The organism is Serratia aquatilis (genome assembly GCF_044865145.1).
In the GTDB taxonomy this organism is placed as follows: Bacteria; Pseudomonadota; Gammaproteobacteria; order Enterobacterales; family Enterobacteriaceae; genus Chania; species Chania aquatilis.
Map to the genome: position 1 here is coordinate 926284 of NZ_CP173186.1, position 15123 is coordinate 941406.

At 49.2% G+C, this 15123-nt stretch carries 11 protein-coding genes and 3 pseudogenes; 8 read left to right on the top strand and 6 right to left on the bottom strand.

The features are described 5' to 3' along the window. Positions 1-10 precede the first annotated feature (10 nt). Both SAQUA_RS04270 and gspS read left to right on the top strand, forming a co-directional pair. Entirely contained in the window at positions 11-865 is an 855-nt protein-coding gene (locus SAQUA_RS04270) for a prepilin peptidase (protein WP_380678153.1), read from the top strand. An 84-nt stretch (positions 866-949) separates the two neighbouring features. Beyond that, positions 950-1345, top strand: coding sequence for a type II secretion system pilot lipoprotein GspS (gene gspS, locus SAQUA_RS04275; RefSeq protein ID WP_380678155.1), 396 nt, complete (start codon positions 950-952; stop codon positions 1343-1345). A gap of 134 nt (positions 1346-1479) precedes the next feature. Here gspS and SAQUA_RS04280 read toward each other — a convergent pair. The 5 genes and pseudogenes from SAQUA_RS04280 to SAQUA_RS04300 all read right to left on the bottom strand — a co-directional run. Continuing rightward, positions 1480-1768 (bottom strand): annotated as a pseudogene (locus tag SAQUA_RS04280) (helix-turn-helix domain-containing protein). After that, positions 1758-1853 (bottom strand): annotated as a pseudogene (locus SAQUA_RS04285) (type II toxin-antitoxin system RelE/ParE family toxin); the annotation flags it as partial. The pseudogenes SAQUA_RS04285 and SAQUA_RS04280, both read right to left, overlap by 11 nt. Positions 1854-1906: 53 nt before the next feature. Continuing rightward, positions 1907-2455, bottom strand: coding sequence for a type II secretion system assembly factor GspB (gene gspB / locus SAQUA_RS04290; RefSeq protein ID WP_380678157.1), 549 nt, complete (start codon positions 2453-2455; stop codon positions 1907-1909). A 271-nt stretch (positions 2456-2726) separates the two neighbouring features. Next, complete coding sequence (locus tag SAQUA_RS04295; RefSeq protein ID WP_380678159.1) at positions 2727-3755, bottom strand: glycerophosphodiester phosphodiesterase family protein; 1029 nt, start codon at positions 3753-3755, stop codon at positions 2727-2729. Positions 3756-3993: 238 nt separating this feature from the next. Continuing rightward, positions 3994-4420, bottom strand: a pseudogene (locus tag SAQUA_RS04300) (LysR family transcriptional regulator); the annotation flags it as partial. A gap of 446 nt (positions 4421-4866) precedes the next feature. Between SAQUA_RS04300 and SAQUA_RS04305 the strand changes: the two are divergent. The 6 genes from SAQUA_RS04305 (at position 4867) to SAQUA_RS04330 (ending at position 13645) form a co-directional block, all read left to right on the top strand. Continuing rightward, complete coding sequence (locus tag SAQUA_RS04305) at positions 4867-5847, top strand: TRAP transporter substrate-binding protein (RefSeq protein ID WP_380678161.1); 981 nt, start codon at positions 4867-4869, stop codon at positions 5845-5847. Between the two features lie 60 nt (positions 5848-5907). Next, positions 5908-6414, top strand: a complete 507-nt coding sequence (locus tag SAQUA_RS04310) for a TRAP transporter small permease (RefSeq protein ID WP_380678163.1) — start codon at positions 5908-5910, stop codon at positions 6412-6414. Between the two features lie 24 nt (positions 6415-6438). Next, entirely contained in the window at positions 6439-7731 is a 1293-nt protein-coding gene (locus SAQUA_RS04315; protein ID WP_380678165.1) for a TRAP transporter large permease, read from the top strand. Positions 7732-7922: 191 nt separating this feature from the next. Further along, positions 7923-10346 carry an EcoAI/FtnUII family type I restriction enzme subunit R gene (gene hsdR, locus SAQUA_RS04320; protein ID WP_380678167.1) on the top strand — a complete coding sequence of 808 codons (2424 nt, stop codon included), beginning with the start codon at positions 7923-7925 and terminating at the stop codon, positions 10344-10346. Between the two features lie 72 nt (positions 10347-10418). Next, positions 10419-11891, top strand: coding sequence for an N-6 DNA methylase (locus SAQUA_RS04325; protein ID WP_380678169.1), 1473 nt, complete (start codon positions 10419-10421; stop codon positions 11889-11891). Next, positions 11891-13645 carry a restriction endonuclease subunit S gene (locus tag SAQUA_RS04330; protein WP_380678171.1) on the top strand — a complete coding sequence of 585 codons (1755 nt, stop codon included), beginning with the start codon at positions 11891-11893 and terminating at the stop codon, positions 13643-13645. The genes SAQUA_RS04325 and SAQUA_RS04330 overlap by 1 nt, the downstream gene beginning before the upstream one ends. A gap of 450 nt (positions 13646-14095) precedes the next feature. Here the strand turns inward: SAQUA_RS04330 and SAQUA_RS04335 are convergent, their stop codons facing one another. Then, positions 14096-14614, bottom strand: a complete 519-nt coding sequence (locus SAQUA_RS04335) for an Hcp family type VI secretion system effector (RefSeq protein WP_380678173.1) — start codon at positions 14612-14614, stop codon at positions 14096-14098. Between the last annotated feature and the right edge of the window lie 509 nt (positions 14615-15123).

The window sequence follows — 15123 nt, forward strand, 5'->3', positions numbered from 1 at the left end:
GGGAGGTTTTGTGAATTTGCTGTTGGATTTTACCCTGGCTTTTCCCTTTGTCTGGCTGGGTTCGGTAGCGCTATTGGGGGCGATTGTCGGCAGTTTTCTGAACGTGGTGATTTACCGCTTGCCCGTGATGCTGGAAACACGCTGGCAGCGCGAGGCATGGTTGCAACTGGCGCAGCCTTTGCCAGCGCAGATGCCCCGTTTTAACCTGCTGTTACCGCACTCTTGCTGCCCCCATTGCCAGCAGCCGATTGCCGCCAGGGATAATATTCCGCTGTTGAGTTTTCTGTGGCTGAAGGGCAGAGCCCGTTGCTGCGGTGGGCGTATCTCTTGGCGTTATCCGTTGGTTGAAGTGGCGACGGCATTACTCTTTACGCTGGCGGCGGTGGTTTTGCCGTTGGGAATGCCGCTGTTGGGAGCCTGGATATTTCTCTCGTTGTTACTGGCGTTGGCGGTGATCGACCACCATACCCAACTGCTACCCGATGTGCTGACGTTGCCGCTGCTGTGGATTGGGCTGCTATTTAATCTGCAAGGGTATTTTGTTGAACTGGAGGCAGCAACCATCGGTGCAATGGCCGGGTATTTGTGCTTATGGAGCTTATTCTGGCTGTTTAAACTGGCGACAGGCAAAGACGGGCTCGGCTATGGTGATTTTAAATTGCTGGCGGCGCTGGGTGCTTGGCTGGGCTGGCAGGCATTGCCGCAGGTAATTCTGCTGGCGGCGAGCTGTGGGCTGCTGTTTACCTTGGTACAACGGGCTGTAACACGCAAGGATTACCATCAACCGTTGGCTTTTGGCCCTTGGCTGGCTTTGGCGGGAGCGGCCAATATGCTGATGTCTTTAAACGTCAACGCGCTGTGGTAACGCGGGGCTGGCACACCAAATAAAAACTTTTCTCACCGGTTGGTGCCGGGGATTAGGTGGAATGGAACTCGGGAAAATAACAAGATGATGATTAAGTTACCTCTATTTGTGCGCTTGGCTTCGGTGCTGTTGGTTTTGGGCGTGGTGGGTTGCCAACAGCCGCATTCTGCACGCCAGAGTAAATCTGTGCCCCTGAACGATCAGGTCGAGCAGCTTGCCTCGGTGGTTGCTGGTACTAAATACCTCAAATACAAGTGTAATCGCAGTGATTTACCCGCTGATGCGGTGATCAACCGGGTGGCTAACAAGGTGGCAAAACAGCGCGGTTGGGACCCGGCGGCCTATGCGGCCCTGCCTCAGCGCAGCGAGGCTATTTATCAGAGCCTGACCAGAGACAGCACGCCGGAACAGACTAAATGCAGTAGTTTTAACGGCCTGCTGGCCCCTTTCACCGATGAGTTGCGAAAAGAAGGGCGCTAAACATCTCGCATTCTTTCTGCTATCAAGTGAACGCGCCCGAGCAGGTGGCTCAAGAGCCAGCCTCAGGCCCTTGCCAAATCAGCAACTGTCTTGATGGTTCCAGAGTGCCTTAAAATAAGGCTTGATGGCGTTTTTTAACCTAGAGACAGTTTAATGCGCATTCCGCAGGCAGTTGCGTAGCGTTGCAAGGTTGAAAGGCTTGCACTTGACGCATTTCTCTCCAGTCGGCTCACTGCTTGCTGGCTGGCTGACTCCCATGCGTGCAGCAATTTCTGTGCTGGTCAGCCCTGATTTAGATTTCATTGCGACCAGTACTGCACGAAGTTCCTCTTCTTGAGTTTCTTCCTCATAAGCCTTTTTGACCTCAGGATTTGCCAACGCTTTCGCTTTAATATCTGAAAATTTGATACCTTTAACTGCCATCTTTTAGCTCCTCCCATCTTGACTTAGCCAGTGCTATCTCAGCTTTCGGTGTCTTAGGGGGTTTCTTTATGAACGTCCTTAATATTATGGGGAGGGGACGTCACCTAAGGTATTGCCATTCACTGACTGGCCTCATGCTTATCTTTCACTGGGATTTTCCTCATCCACTTTGCCACCGGGCCAATCCTCTAACGCATCCAGCGTGAACACCTCGCCGTTAAAATCGAAGATAGTCACGTCCTGCTGGATCTGTTCAATGATCAGGTTGGGGGCGGGGCTGTCACCTTCCCGATAGCGCTGCCCATTGAGCGTAATGCTGCGTTTATCATCCTCAGAAGCATAAACGTGGGCGCTGTAACGCAGCGCTGGCAGCTCATCACTAGCCAACGTCTCTGCGGGCGCTGGCTGAACGGTTGGGATGTTTTGCTCCACGGTCTCTTTGTTGGCCACAGCGGCGGCATCAGGCTTAACCTGTGCAATATGGTTTTGCGCTACGGCGGAGGGCACCACTTTGGCGATGGTGGCTACCGGGTGATCGAGTTGCGGATTGTTACGCCAATGCTCACTAGAAAACCAGCCGAAGGCGATAAACAGCAACGCATAGACCGGCAAGAGATAATGAGGAATAAACAGCCCGTTGGGGCTACGCGTCCTGACTTCTGGTGTTAATTCCGTTTGTTTATTCACAACCCTGAGCCCTTGAGTTAATGCGCTGTGCGGGAGCCGAAACCCCGCGAGCCATGAGGGATACAGCCTAGTATGAGAAGAAGCTATCTGTCCGGCAGGCGCGGGTCAAGAGCGCTTTACGTGTATTTTAAGCAGGTTTAGTGAAACACGGACAGCCGAAGGCTTAAACCCCGGTTGCCGGTTTGGTAAGTAGCGAAAATAGGCTGACTGCAAAATCATTTTCGCAGTCAGTTTTTTATTGGGTTAAATAGGGGGGCTTAATAAATGATCGCTATTTACTCTTGTTCTGAACAAAAAGATCGCGCGCTTTTACCGCCAGATCAGGATAGTTTGAAAACATTGCGTCCATACCCATATCGAGATAGTTTTTATACTCGGCTGCGGAAGCAACGGGATCGTTTTTAGCAAACGTCCAGCCGTGTACTTTCAAACCGGCAGCATGCGCCTGCGCAATATATTCTTTGGTGATCGGGTAAGTTTTATTGTTGATCAACAGGCTGATGCCCTCAGCAAAACTGGTGACTTCGTTAAAAGCAAGCAGTGGCTTTTTATCCTGAACGATTTGTAAGCGGGCTATACCATCATCCCCCATTACAGCTACACCCAAGACAATCTGAGGTATTTTATTATTCTGTGCCTCTTCTTTGCCCCTGGTGCTGCGCAAAGTGGTATCGCTGAAAGACTGGATAAATACCTTACTGTCAGCGGTGTAGTTATTGCGCGACAAGATTTCGATAATTGCATCTTCCATCAGCGGATCGGCCTGCTTGGCTTCGGGGTAGATACCAATTTCACGTTTGGTGACGGTTTCCTGCTGCTTAACAAAGTCGATGACTTCCTGAAAGGTCGGGACATCAAACGGATTGGCGGCGCTAGGGGTAAAGCCAGGGTAGCTCTCTTTGGCGGTTCCTTTAGGTAATACTGTCAGGGTTTTAATTTCTGATAAGGTGAAATCGGCGACTTTATATCCATCATTACGCTTATCAAATAATTCAGCAATGTTAGTCGTGCGCTCCAATGTCTCATCATGCATCGCTACCAATTCATTATCGAGCGTTAACTGTAGGTCGGGTTCAATATAATCTGCCCCCATTTTTATCGCTAACTGATAAGCCGCCAACGTGTGCTCTGGTAGGTAGCCACTCGCACCGCGATGGGCAATCACTAAGGGTTGTTCTACTACGGCGGGTTTTTCAGCTTCTGGTGCGGGGGTTTCGTTGTGAGTTGTGGTGTTGTTATTATCGCATGCTGCCAATAACGAGATCGTCGACAGCATGGCAATCATTATGTATTTCTTCATCCAGGGTATTCCTTTTTTGTTTTTAATTTATTTAATAATTGCTTCATTTAACAAACCGGTAAAAAGAAGGAGAATTTTTACAACCTTCCCCGATTACTGGTGGACATAACAGTGCCTGACTTAAATGAAAATTTAATGACCCGATTATTTTTTATTTATTAATGGTTGCCGCTAGGCTGTGTCCCTTAACTGCCCCTTAGCTGTCCGTGGTGCCGTCGCTTGCGTCCATTTAAGGGACTCAGCCAGCTAAATCCTCCAGTAAAGCCGTCAGCGATTTTTTCTGCCTTGCCGGGTGGGTAACCAGACTCAACTGCGCCTGATAGGTCAGCGATTGGTCACCTAACTGCTTCATCACGCCTTGTTCCACCCAACGCGTAGCAAAATGGGTTGGCAGGTAACCGAGATATTTACCACTGAGGATCAGATGAGCCACGCTTTCCATGTGGAAAGCCATGGAACCAAACTTGGTTGGGGTTATCGGACGCAGTTGCTGCGCCAGCAAATAGCCGCGTTTTACCCTGCCCAATCTCGGCGGGTGAACAGATACGGCATTGAAACTGCACATCCTGATGGCGGCGACTGAACTGCCGGATGGCTTGGCTGAAAGGCACACCTAGCAGGGTTACCAGGTTGTCCACCAGGCCAATGATCAGATCGCCGCATAGGTTGCTGGACTTCCCGTAACCTATCACACCATTCTTACCAGGCTATCAATTTTTTGATTTTATGTCTGATAACGGAAATAGTTTAAATTTATCAATAACATAAAAACAAAACAAAGTTTTGAATTTATATTTTAATCTTTAAATTTTTATTAAAATCACTTTCCTCTTTTGTGATATCACTCAATTTACAAAGTTGTATAATAAGTTACCGTTAGTCATATCTGATTAGCCTACTAAGCGGTTGGCAATTTACTAATAAACCTACTGATTTATTTGGACATTATTTGTCTGACGGTCAGCTCATGCCTAAAAACAGGCTCATTGAGGAAGGCTGAATAATGCCGAATCAATATCAGATTAAAAAATGACACCTGGGTTGCTTTTAATCGGGCTTTTTATTCAATGAGTTACCCCAGGTTCTGCCGTTAACCTCTGGAGACCATCCTATGAAACTTTCCAAGACGCTACTCAGCCTTTGCCTCACCTCGGCAACCTTATTAATCAGCCACTCCTCGCTTGCTGCGCAGCAGATCAAAGCTGCCGATGTTCATCCAGCCGGTTACCCGAACGTTGTTGCCGTTGAGCATATGGGGGAAAAATTAAAACAGGCCACCAATGGCCGTCTGGAAATCAAAACCTTCCCTGGTGGAGTATTAGGTGACGAGAAACAGGAGATCGAACAGGCGCAGATTGGGGCGATTGATATCATTCGCGTCTCCATGTCGCCGGTCGCGGCAATTCTGCCGGAAGTAGACGTTTTTACTCTGCCCTATATCTTCCGCGATGAAGATCACATGCACAAAGTGCTGGACGGCGAGATTGGTAATGAGATTGGTCAGAAAATTACCGATAACCCCAAGTCAAAAATGGTGTTCCTCGGATGGATGGACAGCGGCACGCGCAACATGATCACCAAGGCACCTGTCGCTAAATCAGAAGATCTGCAGGGCATGAAGATCCGCGTGCAGGGTAACCCGGTGGCGCTCGCCACGTTGAAAGCCATGGGGGCCAACGCGGTTAGCATGGGGGTAAGCGAAGTGTTCAGCGGTATGCAGACCGGCGTTATCGATGGTGCGGAAAACAACCCGCCAACCTATGTTGCCCACAACTACATGCCGGTTGCCAAAAACTACACCCTGACCGGCCATATGATCATTCCTGAAGTATTTCTCTATTCCAAAACCAAGTGGAACAAACTGTCTGCTGAAGATCAGCAGTTAGTTCTCAAACTGGCGAAAGAGGCACAGGCCGAGCAGCGCGAACTGTGGGCCAAATATAACCAGGAGTCTCTGGATAAGATGAAGGCCGGTGGCGTGAATATTCAGGAGATCGATCGCGATTATTTCTACAAGGCGACTCAGCCGGTGCGTGACCAGTTTGGCAAAAATTATCAAGAGCTGATCCTGCGTATCGAAGCCATCAAATAATGGCCATGGGGGGAACCAAAGCTTCCCCCACTTTTCCTGATTAGGATGTAGGGGATTATCATGTCTCGCTCTTATATATCGCTGATGGACTTCCTTTATCGTTTTTCCATCTGGCTTTCTGGCCTTGCCCTGCTGGTGATGACCATCGTGATCCCGATCGGTATTTTTGCCCGCTATGTATTGAACTCCGGTCTGTCATGGCCTGAGCCGGTCGCGATCATCTGTATGGTGACTTTTACCTTCGTCGGTGCCGCCGTCAGCTACCGCTCCTGCTCACATATCGCGGTCAGCATGATGACCGACCGGCTGTCAGAACCGATGAAAAAAGTCTGTTCAGTACTGACCGATCTGATGATGCTGGCGATCAGCCTGTTTATTCTCTATTACGGCTATAACCTGTGTCTGGAGCTGTGGGAACAACCGGTGGCAGAATTCCCGATCTTAACCGCAGGGGAAACCTATCTGCCGCTGCCAATCGGCTCATTCATCACGCTGTTGTTCATTATTGAACGCATCTTTTTTGGTCCGCAGAATCACCGCCCGGTGGTTATGCTGGGTAATTCCTAAGCGGTCACCAGGAGCCTGTAAATTATGGACGCATTAATACTCTTGCTAACCCTTGGCGTAATGCTCGCCATTGGCGTTCCCGTGGCCTACGCCGTCGGCATCAGCGCCGTCGCCGGGGCATTCTGGATCGATCTACCGCTCGAAGCCGTGATGATTCAGATCACCAACGGTGTGAACAAGTTTTCGCTGCTGGCTATACCGTTCTTTATTCTGGCCGGGGCCATTATGGCGGAAGGCGGTATTGCTCGCCGCCTGGTGAACTTTGCCTATATCTTTGTCGGGTTTATTCGTGGTGGCCTGTCGCTGGTCAACATCGTCGCCTCGACCTTCTTTGGTGCTATCTCTGGCTCATCGGTGGCGGATACCGCATCTATCGGTTCAGTGATGATCCCGGAAATGGATAAGAAGGGCTACCCGCGAGACTTTGCCGCAGCGGTAACTGCCAGCGGTTCGGTTCAGGCGATCCTCACACCGCCGAGCCATAACTCGGTGATTTATTCGCTGGCGACTGGCGGTACAGTTTCCATTGCTTCGCTGTTTATTGCCGGGATCCTGCCTGGTTTACTGCTGAGCTTGACGCTGATGGCGATGTGCGTTTGCTTCGCCCACAAGCGTGGCTACCCAAAAGGCGAGCGTGTGCCATTCCGTGAGGCGTTGAAGATCTTCGTTGATACCCTATGGGGATTAATGACGGTGGTTATCATCATGGGCGGTATTCTTTCTGGGGTCTTTACTGCCACCGAATCTGCGGCCATCGCCTGCCTGTGGTCATTCTTCGTCACCATGTTTATTTACCGTGACTATAAATGGTCTGAGCTGCCAAAACTGATGTTCCGCACGGTGAAAACCGTCACCATCGTGATGATCCTGATTGGCTTCGCCGCCAGCTTTGGCGCGATCATGACCTATATGCAGTTGCCAACGCGGATCACCGAGTTCTTCACGTCGATCTCCGACAACAAGTATGTGATCCTGATGTGGATCAACATCATGCTGCTGCTGATTGGCACCCTGATGGACATGGCTCCGCTGATCCTGATCCTGACCCCGGTACTGTTGCCGGTTGCGATCAACCTGGGCATCGACCCGGTGCATTTCGGTATGATCATGCTGGTCAATCTGGGTATTGGCCTGATCACTCCGCCAGTGGGATCGGTACTCTTTGTTGCCAGTGCGGTGAGTAAGCAGAAAATCGAACACGTGGTGAAGGCTATGATCCCGTTCTATATCGCCCTGCTTAGCGTACTGATGCTGGTGACCTATATTCCGGCGATCTCGCTGTTCCTACCTAAGCTGTTTGGTGTTCATACCGGATAGCGATGATTTCTTTTTCTTTATTTTATATTTTGCCCGTTTCCGAGAACGGGCTTTTTTTGTGCGTGGGGCGCAGCAGCACGTTTAACGGTAGCAAACAGGCAACTGTTCATAAAACTCCCGTTTAAGTCATGACTTAACGCGCGGTTATATGTAAGAATCTTTGCACGATCATCACCGTTGAGAGCTTTGCTATGGCTGGCGTTAACAAGACTCATCTGACCGAAACGGACATCATTACCAAATTCATTCTGCCGGCGATAAAAGATGCAGGCTGGGATGTGATGACGCAGATCCGCCAGGAAGTGAAACTCCGCGATGGCAAAGTGGTGGTGCGTGGCAAATTGGCGGCCCGCCTCTCGGTGAAATCGGCGGATATTGTGCTTTACCACAAGCCAGGAATGCCGCTGGCGGTTGTTGAGGCTAAAGCCAACAAGCATGAGATTGGTAAAGGTATGCAGCAGGGGTTGGATTACGCACGCTTGCTTGATGTGCCCTTTGTCTTTGCCTCTAACGGCGATGGTTTTATCTTTCACGACAAAACCAATCCGGCGCAGCTAGAATCTGAAATCAGGCTGGAGGATTTCCCCACGCCTGCACAACTCTGGCAAAAGTACTGTGCCTGGAAAGGGTTTACCGCAGCACAACTGCCGGTCATCAGCCAGGATTACTATGATGACAGCACCGGAAAATCCCCGCGCTACTATCAACTGCAAGCCATCAATAAAACGGTAGCGGCGGTCTCAGCCGGGCAAAAGCGCGTATTGCTGGTGATGGCTACCGGAACCGGGAAAACCTACACCGCGTTTCAAATCATCTGGCGCTTATGGAAGGCCAAAAATAAGCAACGCATCCTGTTTCTGGCCGATAGAAACATTCTTGTCGACCAAACCAAAAACAACGATTTCCAGCCCTTTGGCAGCGCGATGGCTAAAGTGACCGGGCGCAAAGTTGACCCGGCCTATGAAATCCAGTTAGCGCTTTACCAGGCGATCACCGGGTCGGAAGAGGATCAGAAAGCCTTTAAGCAGGTTGCGCCTGACTTCTTTGATCTGATTGTGATTGACGAATGTCACCGTGGCAGCGCTGCAGAAGATAGCGCATGGCGCGAAATTCTTGAGTATTTCAGCAGTGCAACGCAGATTGGCCTGACCGCAACGCCGAAAGAAACCGATGATGTCTCCAGCACTGACTATTTTGGCAATCCTGTTTACACCTACTCGCTGAAAGAAGGTATTGAAGACGGCTTTCTCGCACCCTACAAAGTGGTGCGCGTAGATATCGACGTGGATTTACAGGGTTGGCGGCCTACCAAAGGGCAGGTTGATAAACACGGGGAACTGATCGATGACCGTATTTATAACCAGAAAGATTTCGACCGCACCATGGTGATTGACGAGCGCACGCAACTGGTGGCGCAAACCATTACCGACTACCTGAAACGCACCAACCCGATGGATAAGACCATCGTTTTTTGCAACGACATTGACCATGCCGAACGGATGCGGCGAGCGCTGGTGAACCTGAATCCCGAACAGGTGAAAAAAAACGAAAAGTACGTGATGAGGATCACCGGTGATGACGACATCGGCAAGGGGCAGTTGGATAACTTCATTAATCCCAAAAAGGCCTATCCGGTGATCGCCACTACCTCTGAACTGATGACCACCGGTGTGGATGCCCAGACCTGCAAGCTGGTGGTGCTGGATCAAAACATCCAGTCGATGACCAAATTCAAGCAAATCATCGGGCGCGGAACGCGTATTAACGAGAAGTACGGCAAGCTGTGGTTCACTATTCTTGATTTCAAAAAGGCCACAGAACTGTTTGCCGATGAACGTTTTGACGGCGTACCGGAAAAAGTCATTCGCACTACCTCAGCAGAGATTTCCGATCCACATTCAGAGTTCGACGAGTTGCTGGCCGATGAAGCAACGGATGAGGCAGGAGCGGAGTCAGCCAGCGCAGCCGAGGAGCATGCTGCAACTTATAGTGCTGCGGCGGGCGACAATAGCGGCGATTTTGAGGAAGATGAGCAGCGCAAAATCCGTAAATTCCACGTCAATGGCGTGGTGGTAAAAGTGCTGGCGAAGCGGGTGCAGTATTACGATGCCGACGGCAAACTGGTGACGGAATCCTTCCAGGACTACACCCGCAAAACGTTACTGAAAGATAAAGAGTACGCCTCCCTTGATGGTTTCATCCGTAAATGGCACTCTGCCGCCCGCAAGCAGGTCATTATTGAGGAACTGGAGCAGTTAGGCATCCTCTGGCAAGTGCTGGCGGAAGAGGTGGGTAAAGATCTTGACCCGTTCGATCTGCTTTGCCATGTGGTGTATGGCCAGCCGCCGCTGACGCGCAAAGAGCGTGCCGATAATGTGCGCAAGCGTAACTACTTCAGTAAATACTCTGAACCTGCGCAGAACGTGCTGAACAGTCTGCTGGATAAATACGCCGATCAGGGCGTGCAGGAAATTGAGGATATTCAGGTGCTGAAACTGAAACCGTTCGACACGCTGGGCCGCCCGCTGGAGATCATCAAAAGTAGCTTTGGCAATAAGCAGGCCTACGAAGAAGCGGTCAACGAACTGGAAAATGAAATCTACCAACTCGCCTGATAAGCCGTGAACACCCAGCCACTGGTAGCTAACCGGCTGCCGGTGGCCTCTTTTTTTATGGAAAACGAAAACATGTCTATTAGCTCCGTTATTAAATCCTTGCAGGACATCATGCGTAAAGACGCGGGTGTTGATGGCGATGCCCAGCGTCTTGGGCAGCTTTCCTGGCTGCTGTTCCTGAAGATTTTTGATACTCAGGAAGAAGAACTGGAGCTTGAGCAGGATAACTACCAACTGCCTATTCCCCAGCGTTATCTGTGGCGCACCTGGGCGGCTAACAGCGAAGGCATTACCGGCGATGCGTTGCTGGAGTTTGTTAACGACGATCTGTTCCCAACCCTGAAAAACCTGACTGCGCCCATCGACAAGAACCCGCGTGGTTATGTGGTCAAGCAGGCGTTTAGCGATGCCTACAACTACATGAAGAACGGCACCCTGTTGCGCCAGGTGATCAACAAGCTTAACGAAATCGACTTCAGCAGTAGCGCGGAACGCCATCTGTTTGGCGATATCTACGAACAGATCCTGCGCGACCTGCAAAGTGCGGGTAATGCGGGTGAGTTCTACACCCCGCGTGCTGTGACGCGCTTTATGGTCAATCGTATTGACCCGAAACTGGGCGAATCGATCATGGACCCGGCGTGCGGGACCGGTGGCTTCCTCGCCTGTGCATTCGACCATGTGAAAGACAATTACGTCAAAACCACCGAAGACCACAAAACCCTGCAACAGCAGATACACGGGGTAGAGAAAAAGCAGCTTCCGCACTTGCTGTGTACCACCAACATGCTGTTGCACGGCATTGAAGTGCCGGTACAAATCCGCCACGACAACACACTTAACAAACCGCTTTCTTCCTGGGACGAGCAGCTTGATGTCATTGTTACCAACCCACCGTTTGGCGGCACTGAAGAGGACGGAATTGAGAAAAACTTCCCGGCAGAGATGCAGACCCGCGAAACCGCCGACCTGTTCCTACAGTTGATTATCGAAGTGCTGGCGGATAAAGGCCGCGCCGCCGTGGTGCTGCCAGACGGCACGCTGTTTGGCGAGGGCGTAAAGACCAAAATCAAAAAGCTGCTGACCGAAGAGTGTAATTTGCACACCATCGTGCGCCTGCCAAACGGCGTGTTTAATCCGTATACCGGTATCAAAACCAATATTCTGTTCTTTACCAAAGGTCAGCCGACTAAAGAGGTGTGGTTCTACGAGCACCCGTACCCCGCTGGCGTGAAGAACTACAGCAAAACCAAACCGATGAAGTTTGAAGAGTTCCAGACAGAAATCGACTGGTGGGGCAGTGAAGCCGATGGATTTGCCAGCCGCGTGGAGAACAACCAGGCGTGGAAAGTGGGTATTGAAGAGATTATTGCCCGCAACTTTAACCTGGATATTAAAAACCCGTATCAGGGTGAAACCATCAGCCACGATCCGGATGAGTTGCTGGCGCAGTACCACACGCAGCAGGCTGAAATCAGCGAACTACGTAATCAGTTGCGCGATATTCTCGGCGCTGCGCTGGCAGGCAACAAGGGGGCAAACTGATGGCCGTTGAGAAGCTGATAACTGACCATTTTGCCACCTGGACCTCTGCCCTGCAAACCCGCTCCACGGCCGGGCGTGGCAGTAACGGCAAAATCGACCTCTACGGCATTAAGAAGCTGCGCGAGCTGATTCTGGAACTGGCGGTGCGCGGCAAACTGGTGCCACAGGATCCAAACGATGAACCGGCGTCTGAGTTGTTAAAGCGTATCGCCGCCGAAAAAGCGGAGCTGGTGAAGCAGGGGAAAATTAAAAAGCAGAAGTCGCTGCCGGAAATTAGCGAGGACGAGAAGCCATTTGAATTGCCGGTGGGGTGGGAGTGGTGTTATTTAAATGATATTGGCCGCTGGGGCGCAGGTGCCACTCCTAGCCGCTCGAACTCGAAATATTATGGCGGAAATATACCTTGGTTTAAATCAGGAGAGCTTTCTTCTGACTACATCACTGACTCCGAAGAGAAAGTTACTGAATTAGCCTTGCAAGAATGCTCACTTCGCGATAATCAAATAGGTGATGTTTTAGTCGCAATGTATGGTGCTACAATTGGTAAGGCATCAATATTAAATGTTAGAGGTGTGACTAATCAAGCCGTATGTGCTTGTACTCCATATAATGGTGTTTTGAACACATATTTACTGACTCTGTTAAAAGCATATAAGGCAGTATTTATAGATATGGGGGCAGGTGGAGCTCAGCCAAATATATCAAGAGAAAAGATTATCGCTACTGTTTTTGCTCTTCCTCCTTTGTCAGAACAAAAAATAATTGTTTGTAAAGTTAGTGAACTTATGTCCCTTTGCGACCAACTGGAACAGCAATCGCTAACCAATCTGGATGCGCATACGCAGTTGGTAGAAACCCTGCTGGCAACGCTGACCAATAGCCAAAATGCCGAACAGTTAGCCGAAAACTGGTCGCGTATCAGCCAGCATTTCGACACGCTGTTTACCACCGAAGCCAGTATTGACGCACTTAAGCAAACCATTCTGCAACTGGCGGTAATGGGCAAACTGGTGCCGCAAGATCCCAACGACGAACCGGCTTCTGAACTGCTAAAACGGATTGCGCAGGAAAAAGCGCAGTTGATCAAAGCAGGTAAAATTAAAAAGCAAAAACCGTTACCACCAATTAGTGATGAAGAAAAACCATTTGAATTACCGAAGGGATGGGAAATCGCCTATCTGCAAGATATAAGCGAATTAATAGCAGATGGTACGCACCAGACGCCAAAATATACAGAGAATGGCAGGCCATTTATTTCTGCTCAATGTGTGAAACCATTTAAATTTATGCCTGAAAATTGTAGATTTGTTTCTGAAGATGATTACCAACAGTACATTAAGAATAGAAAGCCAGAACTAAATGATATTTTACTTTCCCGAGTTGGTGCAGGTATTGGTGAAAGTGCTGTGGTAGATATAGAACTTGAATTTGCAATATATGTCAGTACTGGCTTGATAAAGCCCATGAAAAATAATATAGACTCATATTATTTAACTCTATGGCTAAACTCTCCTATCGGCAGGGGTTTTTCCTCAAGATATACATATGGCAAAGGAGTTTCCCAAGGGAATTTAAATTTATCTCTAATCAGATCTTTTTTAGTATCAATTCCGCCAAAGCAAGAGCAAGAACGTATTGTCGTTAAAGTGAATCAACTTTTTTCTCTTTGCGATCAACTCAAATCCCGCCTGCAATCCGCGCAGCAAACCCAGCTTCACCTTGCTGATGCGTTAACGGACGCCGCACTCAACTAAGGAACTGTTTATGCCGATTCAACATGCCATCTGGCGCTTGGGTGAAAACGCGCAGCGAGAGCGAAGCGGTGAACGCACTCGGTTTCTTTGGCAATCAGAATACGGTCTGTATACTCGTCATACTTCAAGTTGCATGGGTGTTGGCTTCGTGCGTTCGCACCAGTCACATAGTTAGCTATGCTCCTGGCGACTCTCGAACTTGCCGCCTACATGCAACTCGAATTATTTAGTGTATAAACCCACCACGCAAAAATGGCGTCATACCGTTGAGAAATTGAAGGGCTATTTCAAAAATTGGGATGCCGAAGCGTGATTGTCTGAAGCGGCGTTGGTCTTGGCTGTCTGGGATTATCGCTGTTCTACAACGCCTGGTTGCAAACCTGAACATTTCCCCCTGTTACGCTAAACAGCAGCCAATATCGCCATTGGCTGCTGAGAAACGTAATAATCTTACGCTTCGATCGGTGCGCGCCAGTCATCAGAGCCAGAAGTACCGGCAGTGTTGTGTTCCCAGGTAATCTTACGATACGCCAGAGAAACTCGAACTAACTGGGTGAACTCGGCTTTGGTTGGGTCCTGGCAGTGCGGCATCTTACAGTCGATATCAATAATGGTGGCATCTTCCAGTTTGGTGGTGAAGAAGTGCTCTTGTTTACCTTCAATCGAGGTACGGTACCATTTCAATTCAACCGTTGGCAGCATTTCGCCAGAGGCTAACGCGTTATACAGCAAAGGAACCGCTTTGTTATAAGCCACGGTAAAACGGAATGGCTTGTGCGCACGTTGGCCTGAAGGCTGACCAGATTGCGGATCGGTAGGAACGGTCACCACGTGTTCAAATTCCTGCACCAACATTTGATCTTCGTGGCCTTGCACAAAGATATTACCTACCGATTCGGAGGTGAAGGCACCTGCAGTAATATGACCCTGCGTTTTCCCTGTGATGGAGATATAAGCTGGAGTTGGCATCTTAAGTATCCTTGATAATTTGCTTTATATTGACTCTGCGCTAGTCACTTGTGCTTCCATTAATTGTCAGCCCCGAATGTAACTCGCCCCACAACTTCACTTTCCGGCATAACTATAATCGGCTCTTTTCTGAGCGCAAGTTATTCACGGACTCTGAAATTTCTCAGGGGAATTTAATAGTAGGAAAAATTATAATATTTGCATAATTGGGATTTTATGTTGCCTTTTTGATGCGCAGTCTTGTTGGTGGTTAGCCATTAGTTAACATTCATTATCAATGCAACATATTAATGCTTTGTTTTTTATAGATAAAAAAATATCAATAAAGTTATTTTTCATGATCATTCACCAGAAAGAGGCATGGGGGAAAAAATTGGACGAGCGTCTGACTATCAAGAAAAGTTTATGGACTTTTGTGTCGAAGATAGTAGACGATATGTCCAGTAAAGCCAGTCTAATATAAGACTTTTCCTGATTCGTTAGGATAAGATACTGGTTAATTGCATGTT

Coding starts and splice junctions, on each gene's coding strand:
- SAQUA_RS04305 (WP_380678161.1), top strand. CDS start 4,867: ATGAAACTTTCCAAGACGCTACTCAGCCTTTGCCTCACCTCGGCAACC.
- gspS (WP_380678155.1), top strand. CDS start 950: ATGATGATTAAGTTACCTCTATTTGTGCGCTTGGCTTCGGTGCTGTTG.
- SAQUA_RS04310 (WP_380678163.1), top strand. CDS start 5,908: ATGTCTCGCTCTTATATATCGCTGATGGACTTCCTTTATCGTTTTTCC.
- hsdR (WP_380678167.1), top strand. CDS start 7,923: ATGGCTGGCGTTAACAAGACTCATCTGACCGAAACGGACATCATTACC.
- SAQUA_RS04315 (WP_380678165.1), top strand. CDS start 6,439: ATGGACGCATTAATACTCTTGCTAACCCTTGGCGTAATGCTCGCCATT.
- SAQUA_RS04335 (WP_380678173.1), bottom strand. CDS start 14,614: ATGCCAACTCCAGCTTATATCTCCATCACAGGGAAAACGCAGGGTCAT.
- SAQUA_RS04330 (WP_380678171.1), top strand. CDS start 11,891: ATGGCCGTTGAGAAGCTGATAACTGACCATTTTGCCACCTGGACCTCT.
- SAQUA_RS04325 (WP_380678169.1), top strand. CDS start 10,419: ATGTCTATTAGCTCCGTTATTAAATCCTTGCAGGACATCATGCGTAAA.
- SAQUA_RS04295 (WP_380678159.1), bottom strand. CDS start 3,755: ATGAAGAAATACATAATGATTGCCATGCTGTCGACGATCTCGTTATTG.